The 19,438-nt window shown below is 70.9% G+C and carries 15 protein-coding genes; 13 read left to right on the forward strand and 2 right to left on the reverse strand.

From position 1 onward, the window contains the following. The first annotated feature begins 32 nt into the window (after positions 1 to 32). Positions 33 to 1,610, forward strand: coding sequence for a lactate racemase domain-containing protein (locus ABZS37_RS01470; RefSeq protein WP_355164827.1), 1,578 nt, complete (start codon positions 33 to 35; stop codon positions 1,608 to 1,610). A 13-nt stretch (positions 1,611 to 1,623) separates the two neighbouring features. After that, entirely contained in the window at positions 1,624 to 2,550 is a 927-nt protein-coding gene (locus ABZS37_RS01475; protein ID WP_355164828.1) for a lysophospholipid acyltransferase family protein, read from the forward strand. 10 nt (positions 2,551 to 2,560) lie between these two features. Here the strand turns inward: ABZS37_RS01475 and ABZS37_RS01480 are convergent, their stop codons facing one another. After that, a complete protein-coding gene (locus ABZS37_RS01480; protein ID WP_355164829.1) occupies positions 2,561 to 2,989 on the reverse strand; it encodes a hypothetical protein in 429 nt (142 codons plus the stop codon). Between the two features lie 177 nt (positions 2,990 to 3,166). Here ABZS37_RS01480 and ABZS37_RS01485 point away from each other — a divergent pair, with 177 nt between their 5' ends. The 11 genes from ABZS37_RS01485 to ABZS37_RS01535 all read left to right on the forward strand — a co-directional run bounded on the left by ABZS37_RS01485 (position 3,167) and on the right by ABZS37_RS01535 (position 17,993). Next, the gene (locus ABZS37_RS01485) at positions 3,167 to 4,783 is read left to right on the forward strand and encodes an aldehyde dehydrogenase (protein ID WP_355164830.1); all 1,617 of its coding nucleotides are present in this window, start codon (positions 3,167 to 3,169) and stop codon (positions 4,781 to 4,783) included. Then, positions 4,780 to 5,910 carry an acyl-CoA dehydrogenase family protein gene (locus tag ABZS37_RS01490; RefSeq protein WP_355164831.1) on the forward strand — a complete coding sequence of 377 codons (1,131 nt, stop codon included), beginning with the start codon at positions 4,780 to 4,782 and terminating at the stop codon, positions 5,908 to 5,910. The genes ABZS37_RS01485 and ABZS37_RS01490 overlap by 4 nt, the downstream gene beginning before the upstream one ends. Positions 5,911 to 5,918: 8 nt before the next feature. After that, positions 5,919 to 7,190 (forward strand): aminotransferase class III-fold pyridoxal phosphate-dependent enzyme, encoded by a 1,272-nt coding sequence (locus ABZS37_RS01495; protein ID WP_355164832.1) that lies wholly within the window; start codon positions 5,919 to 5,921, stop codon positions 7,188 to 7,190. Position 7,191: 1 nt separating this feature from the next. After that, the gene (locus ABZS37_RS01500) at positions 7,192 to 7,680 is read left to right on the forward strand and encodes an SRPBCC family protein (protein WP_355164833.1); all 489 of its coding nucleotides are present in this window, start codon (positions 7,192 to 7,194) and stop codon (positions 7,678 to 7,680) included. A gap of 2 nt (positions 7,681 to 7,682) precedes the next feature. Then, positions 7,683 to 8,213 carry a hypothetical protein gene (locus ABZS37_RS01505; protein WP_355164834.1) on the forward strand — a complete coding sequence of 177 codons (531 nt, stop codon included), beginning with the start codon at positions 7,683 to 7,685 and terminating at the stop codon, positions 8,211 to 8,213. Further along, on the forward strand, positions 8,213 to 11,164 hold the full coding sequence (locus ABZS37_RS01510; RefSeq protein ID WP_355164835.1) for an FAD-dependent oxidoreductase: 2,952 nt from the start codon (positions 8,213 to 8,215) through the stop codon (positions 11,162 to 11,164). The genes ABZS37_RS01505 and ABZS37_RS01510 overlap by 1 nt, the downstream gene beginning before the upstream one ends. Before the next feature lie 4 nt (positions 11,165 to 11,168). Next, positions 11,169 to 12,179: a DUF2156 domain-containing protein gene (locus ABZS37_RS01515; protein WP_355164836.1), complete on the forward strand. Its 1,011-nt coding sequence runs from the start codon at positions 11,169 to 11,171 to the stop codon at positions 12,177 to 12,179. Positions 12,180 to 12,200: 21 nt separating this feature from the next. Then, positions 12,201 to 12,554: an ATP-grasp domain-containing protein gene (locus tag ABZS37_RS01520; protein ID WP_355165082.1), complete on the forward strand. Its 354-nt coding sequence runs from the start codon at positions 12,201 to 12,203 to the stop codon at positions 12,552 to 12,554. A gap of 112 nt (positions 12,555 to 12,666) precedes the next feature. Continuing rightward, positions 12,667 to 15,852 (forward strand): penicillin acylase family protein, encoded by a 3,186-nt coding sequence (locus ABZS37_RS01525; RefSeq protein ID WP_355164837.1) that lies wholly within the window; start codon positions 12,667 to 12,669, stop codon positions 15,850 to 15,852. Between the two features lie 162 nt (positions 15,853 to 16,014). Continuing rightward, positions 16,015 to 16,380 carry a DNA polymerase ligase N-terminal domain-containing protein gene (locus tag ABZS37_RS01530; protein WP_355164838.1) on the forward strand — a complete coding sequence of 122 codons (366 nt, stop codon included), beginning with the start codon at positions 16,015 to 16,017 and terminating at the stop codon, positions 16,378 to 16,380. A gap of 221 nt (positions 16,381 to 16,601) precedes the next feature. Further along, complete coding sequence (locus ABZS37_RS01535) at positions 16,602 to 17,993, forward strand: glycoside hydrolase family 6 protein (RefSeq protein ID WP_355164839.1); 1,392 nt, start codon at positions 16,602 to 16,604, stop codon at positions 17,991 to 17,993. 203 nt (positions 17,994 to 18,196) lie between these two features. On the opposite strand, the gene ABZS37_RS01540 is transcribed toward ABZS37_RS01535, so the two are convergent. Further along, positions 18,197 to 19,426, reverse strand: a complete 1,230-nt coding sequence (locus tag ABZS37_RS01540; protein ID WP_355164840.1) for a helix-turn-helix domain-containing protein — start codon at positions 19,424 to 19,426, stop codon at positions 18,197 to 18,199. Positions 19,427 to 19,438 lie beyond the last annotated feature (12 nt).

Raw genomic sequence — 19,438 nt, forward strand, 5'->3', positions numbered from 1 at the left:
AAGCACGAGCCGGAACGACGAGAGGACATTTCATGAGCAGACCTGGCTTCGTGCTCGAGGTCGATGAGCGTACGCCGCCGCTGCTCGTACACCAGGGGGAGGGTTTCCTCCTCGAGCGGTTCCCGCTCGGCACGCGGGTGGTGTACCCGCCGGATTCGCTGCCGCCCATCGCCAACGTCGACGCCGCCATCCAACGCGCGCTGACCCAGCCGGTGGATTCCCCGCCGCTACTCGACCTGCTGCGCTCCGGGATGCGACTGACGATCGTCTTCGACGACCTGTCGCTCCCGCTGCCGCAGATGCGCCCGCCGGACATCAGGCAGCGGGTGATCGAGCACGTGCTGGAGCTCGCCGCCGAGGCCGGCGTGGACGACGTCGAGCTGATCGCGGCGAACTCGCTGCACCGCCGGATGACGCCGGCCGAGCTGAAGCGGATCGTCGGGGAGCGGGTCTTCCGGGCGTTCTTCCCCAAGCACCTGCGCAACCACGACGCCGAGGACCCGGACGGGCTGGTCCACCTCGGCACCACCGGGCACGGCGAGGATGTGGAGATCAACCGGCGGGCGGCCGAGAGCGACCTGATCGTGTACGTCAACATCAACCTCACCGCGATGAGCGGCGGCAGCAAGTCGGTCACCGTGGGGCTCGGCTCCTACCGGAGCCTGCGCCACCACCACAACGTGCACACGCTGCGCCACTCGCGCTCCTTCAACGACCCGCCGAATTCGGCCATGCACCACTCGTACGACCGGATGGCCGACGTGCTCGGCGAGGCGGTCAAGGTCTTCACGATCGAGACCACGCTGAACCTGGACTCCTTCCCCAATCACGTCGGCTTCCTCAACCGCCGGGAGTGGGAGTGGGGGATCGGCGACCAGCTCTCCTACCTGGCCGCCAAGCGGGCCAACGACCTGACACCGCCGAAGCTGCGCCGGCGCGTCTGGCAGAGCAACGCCGCGCCGTACGGGGTGACCGGGGTCAACGCCGGCCGGCCGGATTCGGTGCACCCGCTCACCCTCGCCAACGTGCACCGCCAGCAGCTCACCGAGGTGCAGGGCCAGAGTGACATCGGCGTCTGGGGGCTGCCCTTCATCTGCCCGTACAACGTCAACTCGATCATGAACCCGATCCTGGTGATGTCGCTGGGCCTGGGTTACTTCTTCAACCTCTACCGCAACCAGCCGATCGTGCGGCGCGGCGGGGTGGGCATCTTCTACCACCCGATGCCGAAGGAGTTCCACCCGGTGCATCACCCCAGCTACATCGACTTCTTCGAGGAGGTCCTGCCGCAGACCACCGACCCGGCGGCGATCGAGGCGAAGTACGAGCAGCAGTTCGCCACCGACCCGTGGTACACCCACCTGTACCGGACCAGCTACGCCTACCACGGCGTGCATCCGTTCTACATGTGGTACTGGGGGGCCCACGCGATGGAGCACCTCGGTGACGTGATCTTCGTCGGTGCCGACAAGCGGACGGCGGCGGTGATGGGCTTCCGGGCGGCCTCCACGCTCGCCGACGCGCTGGAGATGGCGCGTGACACCGTCGGGTCGAGCCCCAGCATCACCTACCTGCACGCCCCGCCGGTGACGCTGGCGGACGTCCGATGACCGGGGAGGCGACGTGCGCCTGATCGACGAGGTGAGGCTGCTGCGCGGCCGCCGCGACTGGCGTGGCCGGGCTACCACGCCCCGCTCCGCCGAGCCGTACGAGATCCGCCGGGAGCGCTCCGAGTTCCCCACCGGTTGGGCCCGCACTCGGGCGGCGGGGGCGGTCCGCTTCGGCCTGCAGCGGGGGGTGCTCAAGTCGGTGGCCTGGACCCAGACCCACCCGGTCGTGCGCGGCACGGAGTACCTGGACGGGTTGCAGGGTCCGGCCGTCTTCGTCTCCAACCACGCGAGTCATCTGGACACGCCGCTGATCCTCGGCTCGGTGCCCCGCCGGTTCGCGCGTCGGCTGGCCGTCGGCGCGGCCGCCGACTACTTCTTCGACGCACGCTGGCGGGCCGTCGTGACGTCGCTGGTGTTCAACGCCTTCCCGATCGAGCGGCAAGGCGATCGGCGGCTGCGCAGCCTCGCCACCAGGCTGCTCGGCGACGGCTGGAGCCTGCTGCTCTTCCCGGAGAGCAGCAGGTCCGCCGACGGCTGGATGACCGGGATGCGGCTGGGCGCAGCGCACCTGTGCTGCACGCACGGGGTGCCGGCGGTGCCGGTCGCGCTGCGCGGCACGTTCGGTGCCATGCCGCGTGGACGGAACTGGCCGATGCCCGGCCGGCGCACCGTCGTGGTTCGCTACGGCCGGCCGCTGTGGCCGCGTGAAGGCGAGGGGGCGCGGGCGTTCCACGAGCGGATGTCCGCCGCGATCGGCCGACTGTGGGTGGAGGAGGAGGTCGGCTGGTACCGCTCGCTGCGTACCCCGCCGGCGGCTGCGGTCGCCTCCACCACCGGGCCGCAGGCCGCCGAGTGGCGGCGGATGTGGGAGTCGACGCGCCCGCTGCCCGCAGCCGACGGCCGGCCGGCCCGGCGGATCTGGCCGACCAGTCGGTCCTGACCGGGCCGCGCTACGCCCGCTCGCGCGGGAGATCAACGCCTCCCTGCCCTGCGCTGGCGGAACTGCCGGCCGGGATCCGGTAGGCGCCGAAGAAGGCCGCCAGCCCCACCACGACGGTGAATGCCAGCAGAGCGTTCTCCGCGATGCTGTCGACAATCGGCAACGTCTCCGCGTGGACCAGGTGGAACAGAAGATGTGGCGTGTTCGCGACAACCGCTGCGGCCGCTGCGGCGAGGCACAACTCCCGCACCGGCCGCACGGCCGCCCACCCGAGGACCACCCCCAACGCCAGGTAGGCGTAGCCCAGATCGGACAGCAGGTGTTCGTTGTAGGGGCCGCCGGCGGCGACCCACCCTGCGCCGAACGGAAACCAGTCGAAAAACCACTGTGGCGCGGTGGACGCCGGTACACCAAGGGCGAGCATCTGCGCGGCCAGCACTGCCGAGCCGATCCGAACCCACCGGGTCGCGCGCTTCCTGTGAGCATCTGCTTCGTGTGTCGGCATCTTGCCTCTGCTCTGAGGTTCGTTGACACCCTTCAACCCGGGCATCTATGGTTCGACCATTCCTCGCCTAATGAATTACTAGCATAGAGCGCTCACGGAAGGGCTGAGACGTTGCGATCGTACGGGTCCTACATCGCAGGTCAGGACGTTCCAGCGGACAAGTGGGTGCATTGCCTGCGCGCCTCGGCCGTGCTCGACGACATGCTGCCGCAGCTCTCCCTGAAGCGTGACCTGGACCGCGGCCGGCGCAACGACGGCGGCGAACACGCGAGCGTCCTGGCCCGATGTGCGGTGGCCGACGACATCGTCGTCGAGCGCGCCATCCAGGCCGCCGCGGCGGCTGCCCCGGTCTGGGGCGCGATGCCGCTCGAGGTGCGGCTCCGGGTGGTGCACCGGCTACACGAGGAGCTGCGCCGGCGGCATGACGAGGTGGTGGAGGTCCTCGTCCAAGAGGGCCACCCACGCGCGCTCGCCGAGTGGGAGCTGGCCGGCTGCCTGCACGGCACCAGTCCCGAGACCGTTGGGCTGTGCGCGGAGCAGATGCACCGGGAGTACGAAGACGCGCACCGACGCCTGCTGGTGGTGCGCAAGCCGGACGGCGTGGTCGCGCTGAGCCCGCCGCAGAACGCGGCGGCGGTCAACTCGCTGCTCGGGGTGCCCGCGCTCGCAGCCGGCAACGCGCTCGTCGTCAAGGCGCCACGCGGAAGCCCTTACGGCGTGATGTTCGTGCTGCGAGAGATCGTGGCACCGATCCTCGACGAGATCGGCGCCCCGCCCGGCACCCTGAACATCGTCTGTGGCCCCCCCAAGAGGATCCTCGACCAGTTCCTGGCCAGCCCGCTCGTCAACGACATCTTCTACTTCGGCAGCAGCGAGCTCGGCATCCCGCTCGGTGAGGAGGCGGTGCGCCGAGGCAAGAAGCCGATTCTGGAACTGGCCGGCAACGACGGCTGCGTGGTGTGGCACGACGCCGATCTCGACCGCGCCGCCGAGGCGCTCACCGAGAGCTTCTTCGGTTCCGGGCAGATCTGTATGGTGCCCAACTACGTGGTGGCCCACCCGGACATCGCGGACCGCCTGCTGGCCCGCCTGATCAGCCACGCCCGCAAGATCCGCCCCGGCTATCCGGAGGACCCGGACGTACTGCTGTCGCCGGTCCTCAAGAGCGACCAGTTCGGTCGGTACGTCGAGCAGGCTACCGAGTGTGGCGCCGAGGTGCTTGCTGGCGGAAACCGGATGGAGCTGGACGGCTCGATATCGTCCACCGGGCTGTTCGTCGAGCCGACCATTCTCCGGGTCGACGGCCTGGCCCGCGCCCGGACAGTGTGGGCGGTGGCCCGGGAGACCTTCTTTCCGCTACTGCCGGTGGTGGTGCCCGAGACGGATCGCGGCGACGGCTTGCTCGACGACGTCATCGATTTCCTCAACGCCAACGAGTACGGCCTGCGCAACTCCGTCTGGACCAGCGACGAGTCCACCGTGGGGCAGTTCATCGCCCGGGTACACAACGGTGGCCTACTGAAGATCAACGACTCGCACGTCGGCTTCGTACCGTACCTGTCCACCCACGGCGGCGCCGGACTGACTGGCGGACCTCTGGGCGAGGGCAACTATCCAATGCTGCGCACGTCGCGCCTGCAGGGCATCAGCATCGGTCGCGACGTCCAACCTCGGCGGGCGGCGTTCGCCTCCCCGCTGCGTGCCGAACGGGAGGGTTGGGCCGCATGAGTTTTCTCGATACCGAGCGGGACACCTGCGAGGTGCTGCTCCCGGGCCTGCTCAAGCGGCTCGGCGAAGTTCCGCTGATGGAGCTGGAACGCCGCGGCGGCCCGGGCATCGCGCTCTTCCGTGAGGCCGGGGGGCCCGGTCTGGTGGTGCCCAAGACGTACCACGGCCTCGGCGCCTCCGCGGTTCAGGCGGTGCGGGTCACCCGCGCCCTGGCCGCCCAGGCGCCGTCGCTGGCGGTCGCCACGACGATGCACCAGTTCTCGGTGGCCGGCCTGGTGGCCCTGGCCAGGGCGAACGTGGGGTTCGAATGGATGCTGCTGGAGGCGGTCGCGACCGACCGCCGGCTGGTGGCGTCCGGCTTCGCCGAGGGGCATGCCGGCCGCGGCATCCTCACTCCCACCATGACGGCCCGACGGGACGGCGCCAACTGGCGCGTCACTGGCGCGAAGCGCCCGTGCAGCCTCTCCGCCTCGATGGACCTGCTGACCGCGAGCGTTGCCGTGCCCACCGAGGACGGTGGCACCAGGCTCGGGGTGGTGCTCATTCCGGCGGAGTCGCCGGGCATCACGATCGAGCCATTCTGGGCGTCGTCAGTGCTCACCGGCGCCGAGTCCGACGCCGTGCTGCTCGATGACGTGGAGGTGCATCCGGACCTGTTCGTCTACCCGGAGATCGCGCTCGATGGCCAGCTCGACGACCTGCAGACGGTCGGGTTCGTGTGGTTCCAACTCTTGGTGACCGCGTGTTACCTGGGGGTGGCGTCGGCGCTGGTGGAGCGCGCGATCACGCGCGGCCGGGGACCGGCCACCGAACGGGCGGACGTGGCGACCGCCGTGCAGGGCGCCGCGATCATGTTGGACGGCGCGGCACGGAGCCTCGACGACGGCGACGGCGGCAACGACGCGCTCGGCCGGGCCCTGGTGGTGCGGTTCGCCGCCGCCAACGCGATCGCCACCGCGGTACGAGGTGCGGTGGATCTGCTCGGGGGGATGGCGTTCATCTCCTCGCCCGAGGTGGCCTATCTCGCCGCCGCGTCGCATGCGGTCGCCTTCCACCCACCGTCACGCGCGAGCGTCGCCCACGAGCTGACGAACTGGCTCGCCGGCCAGCCGCTCGTGATGAGCTAGGGGGAGCGGTGACCACCAGCAGGATAGAGACGAATTCACAGGTACGAGACAACTACCGCCGGTTCCTGTCCCGGGGCCGGGCCAAGCTCGGCGACATGTTCGGTGGGCACGTCGAGGTCGGTTCCGAGGGCGCGTGGGTCTACACCTCGGACGGCGGCCGCTTTCTCAACGCCGGTGGCTACGGTGTGTTCCTCCACGGTGCCCGGCACCCGGCAGTGGTCGCCGCGGTCATCGCGCAGATTCAGAGTCACCCGATAGCGACCCGCCTGCTGCTGGAGCCGTCGGTGGCCGACGCCGCGGCGGCGCTCGTCGCGGTGGCGCCACCCGGCCTGACTCGGGTGCACTTCGCGGGCTCCGGCGCGGAGGCCGTGGAGGCGGCCATCAAGATGGCCCGTGTCCATGGCCGGCGCAGGCTCGTCTCGGCCGTTGGCGGCTACCACGGTAAGACCATGGGCGCCCTTTCCGTCACCGGGCAAGATCTCTACCAGCGACCCTTCCGCCCGCTGTTGCCGGACGCCACGCACGTGCCGTACGGCGATCCCGAGGCGTTGGGCGCTGCGCTGGCCGGCGGGCCGCCGGCCTGCGTGATTCTGGAGCCGGTGCAGGGCGAGGGCGGGGTGGTGATTCCACCGCCTGGTTACCTGCGCGAAGTGTCCCGGCTGTGCCGGCAGCACGGCGCTTTCCTGGTGCTCGACGAGATCCTCACCGGCGTCGGCCGACTCGGTCACTGGTGGGGTGCCGACCGGGAGGACGTCAGACCGGATGTACTGCTGGCCGGAAAGAGCCTGTCCGGCGGCATCGTGCCGGTCTCCGCCGTGATCGCCACGGCCGAAGCGTTCCAGGCCTTCGACAAGGACCCGTTCCTGCACACGTCGACATTCTCCGGCGCACCGATCGCGATGGCGGCCACCCGAGCGGCGATCGCGGCCATCACCGATGAAGGTCTGATCGACCGGGCGGCGACGCTCGGTGCCGAGTTGTTGACCCGGCTGCAGGCGGTGGCCGCCCCGTACCCGCACCTGGTCCGCGAGGTACGCGGGGTCGGGCTGCTGATCGGCGTGGAGTTCGCCGGCCCGGGGCTGGCCGGCGAGGCGCTCCTCGAGCTCCTCAATGCCCGGGTGATCGTGAACCATTCGATGATCGCCAGCACCGTGCTGCGCCTCACCCCGCCCGCGGTGCTGTCCGGCGACGAGGTCACCCTCCTGGTCGACGCGTTCGACAGCGCGCTGGCCGCGCTCGGCCACCGCTATCCGACCGCACACCGGCTGGGGGTCCACTGACATGCGACGGGTCGAGATTCAGGCGTTTCTGCCCGGCGGCGACGGCGGTACGGTCTTCGACCAACTGGTCGACTTCGAACGCTATCCGCATCTGGTCGACGTGGTGCAGACGGTGACCGTGCAGACGCCGACCGACGCACAGCGGATCGTCAGCTCGTGGGAGGTCCTGTTCCGCAACGGAATCCTTGCCTGGACCGAGGCCGACGAGCTGGACCGCGATCGCCTCTCCATCGAGTTCGCCCAGATCGACGGCGACTTCGACGAGTTCTCCGGCGCCTGGACGCTGCGCCAGGCACCGGACGGCGTGGCGATCAGGTTCGCGGCGAGTTTCGACTTCGGCGTGCCCAGCCTCGCCAGCATCATCGACCCGGTCGCCGAGCGGGTGCTCACCGAGACGATCCACCACGTCCTTCGTGGATTGTTCCCGGCGGTCGACATCCCGGACGGCGTCCTGGTGACCGCGCCGGCCGGCGTCAGTGGGAAGGATTGAGCATGGATCAGCAGAACACGTTCGACACGCCGACGACCGCACGGCTGCACCGTGCGGAGTACCTCGCCGGGCTTGCTCTGGCGAGCGGATTGTTGGTCGCGCACTGGGACGAGGTCCGCTGGCTCCCGGCGATCGGGCTGTTCCTCTACATCGACCTGATCGGATACATCCCCGGCGCCATCGCCTACCGGCGCAGCCCCGACGGGCAGATTCCCAAGGCGTACTACGTTCTCTACAACAGCATGCACAGCCTGCTCAGCGCCGGGCTGGTGGTAGCGCTGTGGGCCTGGTTGGTCGGACCGGAGTGGGCGCTGTTGGCCGTGCCGATCCACCTGTTCGGTGACCGCTCGCTCTTCGGCAACCAGCTCAAGCCGTTCGGCGTGCCGTTCGAGCCACAGCGCCTGCCGGCCTTCGACGCGCTGCTGCGCGAGATGGCCGGCCGTCCGTCGACGGGGCCGGCCGGGCGAGCCTACGACTCGCCATCCGGCGGCCCGGCGGCCACGGCCACGCCGAGACCCACCTCGGTGGTCTGATGAGCTGGCCGGGCTCCGCGCCGAGCGGTTGGCAGCGCGACGACCCACGAGCCGCGCGACAACCCGCGCTGGCCGGCGACGACGAGGCAACCGTCGCGATCGTCGGTGGTGGGCTGGCCGGGCTGGCGCTGGCGTACCAGCTGACGAACCACCTGCCCGCGAGCGACATCCTGGTCCTGGAGGCCGCCGAGGTCGGTTCTGGAGCCAGCGGGCACAGCACGGGCATCGTCGGCCCCGGGGTCGGCGGCCCGATCACCAAGCTGGTCAAGCGGTACGGGCGGGACCAGGCCCGGACCATGTTCGGCGCCACGCTCGACGGGATCGCCGCGCTGCGGCGGCTGGCCCGGGCCCTGCCCGACGGCTGTGAGCTGACCGAAGGCTTCCAACTTGTGGCCGCGTCAGCACCGGCGCACACCGGCTCGCTTCGGCGGCAGGCGCAGACCCTGTGCGATCTCGGCTTCGATGCCCCGTATCTGGATCACGACGGCACCGCCGAACGGCTGGGCACCACCCGCTACCACGGCGCGTTGTGCTATCCCGACGTAGCACTGATCAACCCATGGCTGCTGGTCCAGTCGCTCAGGGCGGCTCTGCTCGCGGCCGGGGTGCGCATCGCCGAGAACACGCCGGTGACCGGACTCACCGGCGGTGACCCGGTCACCGTGACAGCCGGTGGGCACCGGGTACGCGCTCGGCGGGTGGCCCTGACCACGGACGGTTTCACTACCGGGCTGGGACTGTTCACCCGGAATGTCGCGGTGATCCGTACCCATGTCCTGCGTACCGAACCGGTGCCGCCGCACCTGCTCGCGGAGAGCGGTTGGGACGGTCGCGGCGCCGCCATCGACAGCCGCTCGTTCTTCAACTACCTGCGATTGACCGCGCGTGGCCAGTTGCTGTTCGGCGGTGGTCCCGCCCTGCTGGAGCCTCGCGTCAACGAGCGCGGCGTAGCCGCGGTGCGGGACCGGCTGGTACGCGAACTCGCCGAGACCTTCCCGGCGCTGGCTGGTGTGCCGGTGACCGACTTCTGGTCCGGGGTCACGGCCTCCACCTTCGACCGACTGCCCATCGTCGGCCCGGTTCCGGGCCAGCCGGGCATCTGGTTCGCCGGCGCGTGGTGTGGGCACGGCCTGGCCCTCTCCGCGCTCACGGCCGAGCTGCTCGCTCCCCGGCTGGCCGAGGTCGTCGATGGCTCGGGCCCTGTGGCGGCCGACCGGCCGGCGTCGATGGCGGACCTGCCATGGATGCGTAGCACCGCGAGCCTGATGCCGACGGGCCGGATCGGCAATCTGTTGTTGGCCGGGTACCTGCGCGGGCTGGACGCGGTCGACAGGTTCACCCCTGCCCGCCGGTCGGCACGATCAGCCCCACCCGCCCTTGCGGTTCCCGCCGTGCCGGCGACGCAGCCGCCGGTCGCCCCGCCGACGCAGCCGCCGGTCGCCCCGCCGACGCAGCCGCCGGTCACCCCGGCGACGCAGCCGCCGGTCACCCCGGCGACGCAGCCGCCGGTCACCCCGGCGACGCACCCGCCGGTCACCCCGGCGACGCACCCGCCGGTCGCCCCGGCGATACAGCCGCCGGTCGTCCAGGCGACGCAGCCGCCGATCGCTCCGGCGACCGGCGCGGCGGTGGCCGGTTGCCGCCCGGTGGAGCAGCAGGTGGACGTCGTGATCGTCGGCGCCAGGGTGGCCGGCTCGGCGCTGGCGGCGCGGCTCGCCGCGGCCGGCTTGTCGGTGGCAGTCTTCGACCGCGGCGACCTGCCGACGCCGACCCTGTCGACGCACATCCTGCACGGCACCGAGGACCTGCGGATCGAGGGCGTGTACGACACCGTCGTCGCACTCGGCGTGCCGCCGTTGCACGACGTGCGGGTTCGGCTGGACGATGTGGAGCTGCATTTCCGCCATCCCGACAATCCCGGACTGTGTCCGCCGCGGGAAGTTCTCGATCAGGTCTTGCTGGACCGGGCGGCCGCCGCTGGCGCCAAGACCTCCACCGGCACCGCCGTGGTCGGTCTGCGGCGCCGTGCCGACGGCACGGTGAGCGGCGTGACCGTGCAGCATGCGGACGGATCGGTCCGGGATGTGTCGGCACAGCTGGTGATCGGCGCGGACGGCCGCAACTCGTCGGTGGCCCGCTGGGTGGGCGCCCGGCAGTACCTCACCACGCGCAGCGAGCGGGCCCTGCTCTGGCGGTACTTCACCGGCCCTCCGATCCCGCCGGCACTGCTGTGGCACCGCATCGGGGTGCACATCGTCTCGATCCTGCCGACCGGGCCCGAGGATTTCGTACTCATCGCGCAACCTCCGGAGCACCTGCAAGGCGAGCTCGCTGGTCGTGACGTGGTCGGGTTCCTGCGTCACGTGGAGTCGGTCAGCCCGGAAGTGGCCGAGCTTGCCGCTGCCGCCCGCCCGGTCGGGAGCCTGAACCGCGTGGTGCGCTACCCCTGCTTCTTCCGGCAGCCGTTCGGGCCGGGCTGGGCTCTGGTGGGCGACGCCGGGCACGCCAAGGACGCGACCCTGGGTCACGGGATCAACGACGCGCTGCGCAGTGCCCGCGGATTTGCGGCGGTGCTCACGGCGCACTGGGGACAGCCGGCGGCGCTGTCGTCGGGACTGGCCCGGTGGGCCCGCGAGCGGGACCGGACCGAGCTGGCGAACTACTGGTACGGCCAGGACATCGGCCGTGGCGGTGCGGTCACCGCGATGGAGCGCGCGATCCTCGGCGGAATCCAGCGCGACTCCCGGGCGGTGGGACGGCTCGACGACGTGATGGGCGACCGGTTGGCGGCCGACCGGCTACTCACCCTGCCCCGGCTGGTGGGTGCCGTCGCCCACCGGGTGACCAGCGGCGAACCCGCCTCGGTCGTCGGGCGCGAGGCCGTCGACCTTGTCCAGCTCGCGTGGGCGCGCCGGCGCGCGGCGACTCGCCACGCTCTGTCCGCTCCCTGATGAGGTGGAGGTCGCTGCTGTGGACCCGTTGAGCGCTTTGGCCGTCCTGCGCCGGCACGCGCAGCATTCGAGCGCCGCGTTGGCGTTGAACAAGGACACGCGGCACTTCACCGTGCCCGGCCTCGACGGTTTCATCGCGTACCGGCCGGCCGGCCGCCGTCACGCCGTGCAGTTGGGGAGCGTCTACGCGGACCCGGACGACCGCAAGCGGCTGCTCGGCGCTTTCCACAGCTGGGCCCAGCAGGAGGGCCGGCGGCTGTGCGCGATCCAGCTGACCCCGGCCGACATCGACCTGTACGCCGAGTTCGGTTACCGGCTCAGTCAACTCGGCGCCGCGTACTCGATCGACCTGGATGGCTTCCGCTTGAGCGGCCGGAAGTTCGAGAAGGTCCGCAACAAGTTGGCCCGCTCCCGACGGGCCGGAGTCAGCGTCGTGGAGGCCGGCCGGGACGTGCCGTACGACGCGCGGCTCGCGGCGAAACTCGACGCCATGGATGCCCGTTGGCTGGCCGACAAGGGTCGGCACGTCAAGCAGATCGAGTTCCTGGTTGGTGAACGCAGCCGCCACGACGACCGGGTGCGACGACTGTTCCTCGCGTTGTCCGACGGTGAGCCGGTGGCGTATGTGTCATATTCTCCAGCGTTCGGCCGGGAAGGCGGATGGCTGTACGACGTCACCCGCCGCGAGCCTGATGCGCCGCCCGGCGCGGTTGATCTGGCGTTCGTGGTCGCGTTGCAGCGCTTCCAGGCCGAGGGCGTGCGGTGGTTGCACCTGGGCCTCACGCCCTTCCGGGAGCTGTCGCCCCTGCACCAGCCGGTCTCCGGCAGCCACCGCGGCACGGACCGCCTGATCAGGTTCATCGCCGAGCACGGGGACTGGATCTACCCGGCCCGCAGCCAGGCCGAGTTCAAGGAGAAATGGCAGCCGAGGGTGACGCCCGAGTACGTCGGTTTCTATCCGAACGTGTCACTGCGGACCGTGTGGCGGTTGCTGCGGCTGACCCGGGCGGTGTGACAGCTCGGGGAGGGGATCGGTCTGCCCTTCGTCACCGTGGACCTCGCTCTCCGCACGGGCGGCGTACGGCGGGTCATCGAACTCGGCGACGGGCAGGTAAGTGACCGGAAACCACCATCGAACCTCACTGTGCTCGATGCCGCGCTACATGCGCTTCGTCTCGCGTCGCCCGAGGCCACCCGGGAGCCGCACTGCGCACAGGAGACCGTCGTCGCGTGCGTGACCGGGGTACGCACCGCTCGCCCTGCCTTCGCCGCCTTCTGGGCCAGCTGCGCCAGCGGCTTACAGGCGAAAGACGGCGAAACGTCGGCATTGGCGCGTGGTGAACGACGGCTATCCGGGACGACGGTCCTGCGCCGATCATTGCGGAGATAGATATGAGTCATTCTCACCTCCGAGCGGAACGCCCGGGCACGGAGGGAGAGGGGGTCGGCACCGGCAGCCGGGCGTACCGAACGGCCCGACTCCGCGTCCCCGGAGGATCGCCATGCCCAGACCCGCCCTTCGTGCCCGGCTCGCGGCGTTCACCGCCGCCGCCCTGACCGCGAGCGTCCTGACGGTCATCCCGCCGTCACCGGTGCTCGCCGCCACCACCTTCACCCCCGACGACTACTGCCTCGGTCAGTGCGCCGACATCCTGCCCCCTGGGCAGAACGGCAACGCCACGCTGGTCGCCATCCTGGCCCACCAGGCGCTCGGCACTCGCCCGGCACACTCCAGCGACCAGCTCGACGAGTACGCGAACCTGGTCTACAACTACGCCGGGCTGACCGACGAGCAGATCGCCCACTTCTACAACGACGCCTCGTTCGGCGTCCCCGCCGCGCAGGTCGAGAGCACCGTCTCACCGCGGGCGGACGTCACCATCGTGCGGGACAAGGCGACCGGCGTCCCGCACGTCACCGGCACCACCCGCGCCGGCACCATGTTCGGCGCCGGCTACGCCGGAGCACAGGACCGGCTCTGGGTGATGGACCTGCTGCGGCACGCCGGTCGCGGCACGCTCACCTCGTTCGCTGGCGGCGCGCCGGGCAACCGTGAGCTGGAGCAGAGCATCTGGGCCAACTCGCCCTACTCGGAGGCGGACCTCCAGGCGCAGGTGGACGCGCTGCGCCTCAAGGGCACCCGGGGCCAGCAGCTCTACACCGACGTGGTCGACTACATCGCCGGCATCAACGCCTACGTCGACAAGTCGATCGCCGACGACAACTACCCCGGCGAGTACGTGCTGACCGGCGCTGGCAAGCCGACGCACTTCACCATGACCGATCTGATCGCCACCGCCGGTGTGGTCGGCGGGCTCTTCGGCGGTGGCGGTGGCAGCGAGATCCAGTCCGCGCTGGTCCGGGTGGCCGCCCGTGCCAAGTACGGCACCACCGAGGGCGACCGGGTCTGGCAGGCGTTCCGCGCGCAGAACGACCCGGAGACCGTGCTCACGCTGCACGACGGGCAGAGCTTTCCGTACGGGGCGACACCGCCGGGCGCGACCAGCGCGGTGCTTCCCGACGCCGGCACGGTGACCGCCGAGCCCCTCGCCTACGACGCGAGCGGCGGGGCCGCCGCCCGCGCCGGTGCCAGCACCGCCACCGAGGGTCTGCTCGGCGGGCTGTCCAACCTGCGCGCACACGGCATGTCCAACGCGGTGGTGGTCTCCGGCCGGCACACCACCACCGGCAACCCGGTCGCCGTGTTCGGCCCGCAGACCGGTTACTTCGCCCCGCAGCTGCTCATGCTCCAGGAACTCCAGGGGCCGGGGATCAGCGCGCGCGGCGCCGCGTTCGCTGGGCTGAACCTCTACGTGCTGCTCGGCCGCGGCCAGGACTACGCCTGGAGCGCCACCTCCGCCTCCCAGGACCTGACCGACACGTACGCCGTGCCGCTGTGCACCACCGACGGCAGCGCCCCGACGCTGCGCACCAACCGCTACCTCTACCGGGGCCAGTGCGTGGCGATGGAGGTGCTGGAGCGGCGCAACTCCTGGTCGCCGACGCTGGCCGACTCCACCCCGGCCGGCTCGTACACGCTGCGCTCGCTGCGCACGAAGTACGGGCTGGTGGCCTACCGGGGCCTGGTGAACGGGAAGCCGACCGCGTTCACCAGGCTGCGCTCGACCTACCGGCACGAGGCCGAGTCGGCGATCGGCTTCCAGGCGTACAACGACCCGTCGGCCATGGGCAGCGCGGCGGCGTTCCAGGCGTCCGCGGCCAACGTCGGGTACGCGTTCAACTGGTTCTACGTCAACTCGACCGAGGCGGCGTACTTCAACTCCGGCTCGAACCCGGTCCGGCCCGCCACCGCCGATCCGAACCTGCCGACGAAGGCCGAGCCGGCCTACGAGTGGGTGGGCTGGAACCCGGACACCAACGACGCCACCCACACCCCGCCCTCGACCCATCCCCAGTCGGTCAACCAGGACTACTACGTCAGCTGGAACAACAAGCAGGCGCGGGACTTCGGCGCGGCGGACGGCAACTTCAGCTTCGGCTCCGTACACCGGGGTCAGCTGCTCGACGGCCCGGTGCGCGCCGCGATCGCCCAGCGCAAGCTCGGCCGCGCCGACGTCGTCAAGATCATGGCCGACGCGGCGGTGACCGACCTGCGCGGCCAGCAGGTTCTCGGCGAACTGCTGCGGGTGCTCGACAGCACGCCGGTCACCGATCCGGCGCTGGCCGACGCGGTGAGCAAACTGCGGGCCTGGCAGCAGGCCGGCACCCGCCGGGTGGAGACGTCACCTGGCTCCAAGGTCTACCAGCACGCCGACGCCATTCGGATCTTCGACGCCTGGTGGCCGCTGCTGGCCGCAGCCCAGTTCCGTTCCGGCCTCGGGCCCGACCTGTATGCCGCCCTGGTCGATGCCATCGAGGTGAACGAGGCACCGTCCGGCGGCCAGAACGGCGGGCGTGACGGCACCGTGAGCTGGGCGCCGCAGGGGCAGGCGCACAAGGGCTCGTCGTTCCAGTACGGCTGGTGGGGCTACGTCGACAAGGACCTGCGCACCGTCCTCGGCGACCCCGTCGCCGGCGGGTTGGGGCGGGCGTACTGCGGCAACGGCAACCTCGGCGCGTGCCGACAGGCGCTGCTCGACACGCTCGGCCAGGCCGCCACGGTGCCGGCCACCACGGTCTACCCGGGTGACACGTCCTGCGGGGCCGGCGACCAGTGGTGCGCCGACTCCATCGCCCAGTCCGGGCTCGGCGGCATCACCCACCCGCTGATCGCCTGGCAGAACCGTCCCACCTACCAGCAGGTCGTCTCGTTCCCGGCGCGCCGCGGTGACAACGTCACCAACCTGGCGCAGGGCCGTCCGGCCACCGCGTCGAGCACCCAGTTCCTGACCAGCAACACCCCGGACAAGGCGGTCGACGGCAGTCTCGGCAGCCGGTGGTCCAGCAGCTACAAGGACAACCAGTGGCTCCGGGTTGACCTCGGCACGGCCCGGACGGTCAGCCGGGCGGTGCTGCGCTGGGAGGCCGCGTACGGCATCGGGTACCGGATCGAGGTCTCCGGCGACGGCACCTCCTGGCAGCCGGTGTTCAGCACCACCACCGGCAACGGCGGCGTCGACAACGCCACCTTCGCTCCGGTCAGCGCCCGCTACGTGCGGGTGTACGGGGTCAACCGGGCCACCTCGTACGGGTTCTCGCTCTACGAATTCGAGCTCTACGGACGGTGACCACATCCGGAGGGCCGGCGGGAACCACCCGCCGGCCCTCCGGGGCGTGCGCTGCGCCATGGCCGGCGGGCAGGGCCCGCGAGGCGCTGGGTGAGTCCGCGGTTGAACAGGTTGAGCAGTAGCCCATCCATCGGCAGGCGGTGGGGCTGTCACGTGCGGACAATGGTGAGAGTGGCACCTGCATTCGTCCTGCACCACCATCGCAAACCACGGCCGCACTTTGACCTGCGGCTTGAGGAGGGCGGTGTGCTGCGCTCCTGGGCGGTGCCTCGCGGCCTGCCGGACAGCCCCAACGGCAACCGGCTCGCGATCGCCGTGCCCGACCACCACCTCGATCACCTCACCTACGAGGACGCCGACAAGTCGATCGCCGACATCGGCACCTGGGAGGAGCACGACCGCACCGAGCGTCGCATGCTGTTCACGTTGAACGGCCGCACCGGCCGGCGGCGATACGCGCTCATCCGGACCGGTGAGGGTTGGCTGCTCCACCTGACGAAAGAGCAGCCTCCGGAGGAGCGCGGTTAGAAGACTCCCGCGGTCCGCCCGTACTCCTTGGGTCGGGTTGTCGGTTTGGTGTAGGGCGAGGATGGCGTGCACGGTCGCGGTGGGGCGGCGGGGACACACAAACGCGCCGCTGCCTCAACGACGGGTCTTTACATCTTGGCAGCGGCACGCGCCTCCGCTACCGTCCATGGGAACGCTCCCATGAACTTAGGCACATCTATGTGATCAGGAGGAAACACGTCGTGGCTATCCTCTCCCCCCGGCGCCACAGATGGGCGGCCCTCAGTGTGGCGTCCATCGCGGGCGCCACCGCCGCCGGCGTCTGTCTCGCCGTCGGCGGCGCGTCCGCCGGCACGGTGTCCGGACCGCTCTACCGCGACCCGAGTTCGGCCGTTGTCCGCTGGGTCGCCGCCAACCCCGGCGACTCGCGTACCGCCGTCATCCGCGACAAGATCGCGAGTCAGCCGCAGGCCCGCTGGTTCGCCAACTTCAACCCGTCGACCGTGCAGTCCGAGGTCTCCGGGTTCATCGGCGCCGCCAACGCGGCGCAGCAGATCCCGGTGCTGGCGGTGTACGAGATCACGAACCGGGACTGCGGCGGGGCCAGCAGCGGTGGGGCACCGGACCTCAACCAGTACCAGACGTGGGTGTCCAACTTCGCCAGAGGGCTGGGCAACCAGACGGTCATGATCATCCTGGAAACCGACGCGCTCGCCCTGCAGACGTGCCTGAGCGGCAGTGAGATCAGCGCGCGCAACCAGGCGATCACGACGGCCACCCGGACCATCAAGTCGGCCAACCCCAACGCCAAGGTGTACCTCGACGGCGGCCACTCCACCTGGAACAGCGCGGGTGAGACGGCCAACCGGCTCCGGGCGGCCGGCGTGCAGTACGCCGACGGCTTCTTCACCAACGTGTCGAACTACAACTCCACCTCCGGCGAGGCGAACTTCGGCCGGTCGGTCATCTCCGCCCTCAACGGCATGGGCATCTCGGGCAAGCGCCAGGTCATCGACACCAGCCGCAACGGGGGTGCCAGCGGCGACTGGTGCGGCGACGACAACACCGACCGGCGCATCGGGACGTACCCGACGACGAACACCGGCGACAGCAACATCGACGCGTACCTGTGGGTGAAGCCGCCGGGAGAGGCAGACGGCTGCCGCTACACGGCCGGTTCGTTCCAGCCGGACCTGGCCTACAGCCTGGCCAACGGCGCGCCCAACCCACCCACCACCGCGCCGCCGACGACCACCCCGCCGACGACCGCTCCGCCGACCACGGCGCCGCCGACGACCGCGCCGCCGACCACGGCTCCTCCCACCACGCCGCCGCCGACGGGTAACGGCTGCTCCGTGTCGGTGTCGGTCAACCAGTGGTCCGGCGGCTTCACCGCGAGCGTGACGGTCACTGCCGGTTCTGCTGGCATCAACGGCTGGACCGTGACCATCACACTGCCCGGCGGCGCCGCGATCACCGGCGCCTGGAACGCCCAGGCCAGCGGCACCAGCGGGACCGTCCGGTTCACCAACGTGAGCTACAACGGACACGTCGGCGCCGGGCAGTCGACCAACTTCGGCTTCCAGGGCACCGGAACCGGCCCGGGGGCGACGGCCACCTGCGCGGCCGGCTGACCCCACCAGATGCCACGGCCCGGCGCGGAGGAGCACTCTTCACGCCGGGCCGGGCCACATCCGCAGAGGGCGAATGCGACGGGCTTCGATGCGGGCGTGCTGCGGCTGACCTGCGCTTGGCGATCAAGCTCGTCTTGGCAGCTCGGGCAGTGTGCATAGCTCGTTGAGGAGGTCGCGTACCTCAGGAGGGCTGGCCGACGGCGTCACGCCGTGCGGTAGTCGCCGGTGAGCCGACCGAGCTTCATGGCCAGGTGCAGGCACAGCCGCTCGTTGCCGTCCTTGAGGTCGGTCCCGGCGAGATGTTCCACCCGTTGCAGCCGGTAGTAGAGGGTGGTCCGGTGCAGCCGGAGCTTCTCGGCTGTCGCGTGCGCGTTGCCCGCCAGGTCGAGGTAGGCCTCCAGGGTCTCCAGCAGCACCTGGTGTGCGTCGTCGCGCAGCAGCCGCTCCAGCCCAGGATGGACGCCCGCGACGTCGAGGTGCTGGCTGTCCAATTGGGACAGCACCCGGTAGATGCCCAGGCCGGCCCAGGAGACCACCCGGCCCAGCGCGGGCAGTTGCGTACCGACCCGGGCCGCCTGCGCGGCCTCCTGGTAGGACTCGACCGCGCTGGACAGCCCGGCGCGGGGCTGGCCGATCCCGGTCACGGTCCGGTCGACCGAGGCCAGGCCCCGGGTCGCGGTGCCCAGCGCCTCGTTCAGGTGCCCGGCGGACGCCTCCGGCGAGGGGCGGCCGGCGACCCGGTCGCCGCAGACCAGCAGCACCCCGTGGTCGTGCCAGACCAGGTGCAGCGTCTCCCGCACCCCGATCCACCGGCGGGTGGTGACCAGTGCCTGTTCCAGGGCGATCCGGGCCACCTCGTCGGGCTGCCGTCCGCCGGCCGGCACGAGCTGGGCGACGAGCGCGACGGTCGACCCGTCGGCGGCCACCATGCCCTCCTCCAGCAGCGCCCGCGCCGCGTGCTCGCGCGCCTGCCGGCTCTCCACCAGTAGGGTGCGGGTGGCCTCGGTCTCCCGCTGCGAGGCGAGCTCACCGAGCAGGTTCTCCCGGTACAGGGCTAGCGACAGGTCGGTGAAGGCGCCGGTCGCGGTGGCGATGTCGGCGTCGGTCATCGAACCGTCCGCGTCGATGAACCAGACGAACCCGAGCAGCAGGTCGTGGTGCCGGATCGGCACGCAGACCCTTGCCAGCAGGTCCAGCTCGGCGCACGCGGGGGTGCGGACCGGCGCGCGTGCCGTGAGCACGCCCATGCCCCGGAACCAGGCGATCACCTCCGGCGTCGTCTGCCGGCGCAGGATCGACATCCGGCGGACGTCGTCCATCGGCCCGTCGTGCTCGCTGTAGGCGACCACCCGCTGCCGCCGGTCCTCGATGAGGGCGGGTCGCCCCACCCGGGCGGCGACGGCGTCGACGATTCGCTGGAGCTCACCGTGCATGTATCTCCCCTG

Source organism: Micromonospora sp. NPDC005413, from assembly GCF_040606435.1.
Classification (GTDB): Bacteria; Actinomycetota; Actinomycetes; order Mycobacteriales; family Micromonosporaceae; genus Micromonospora.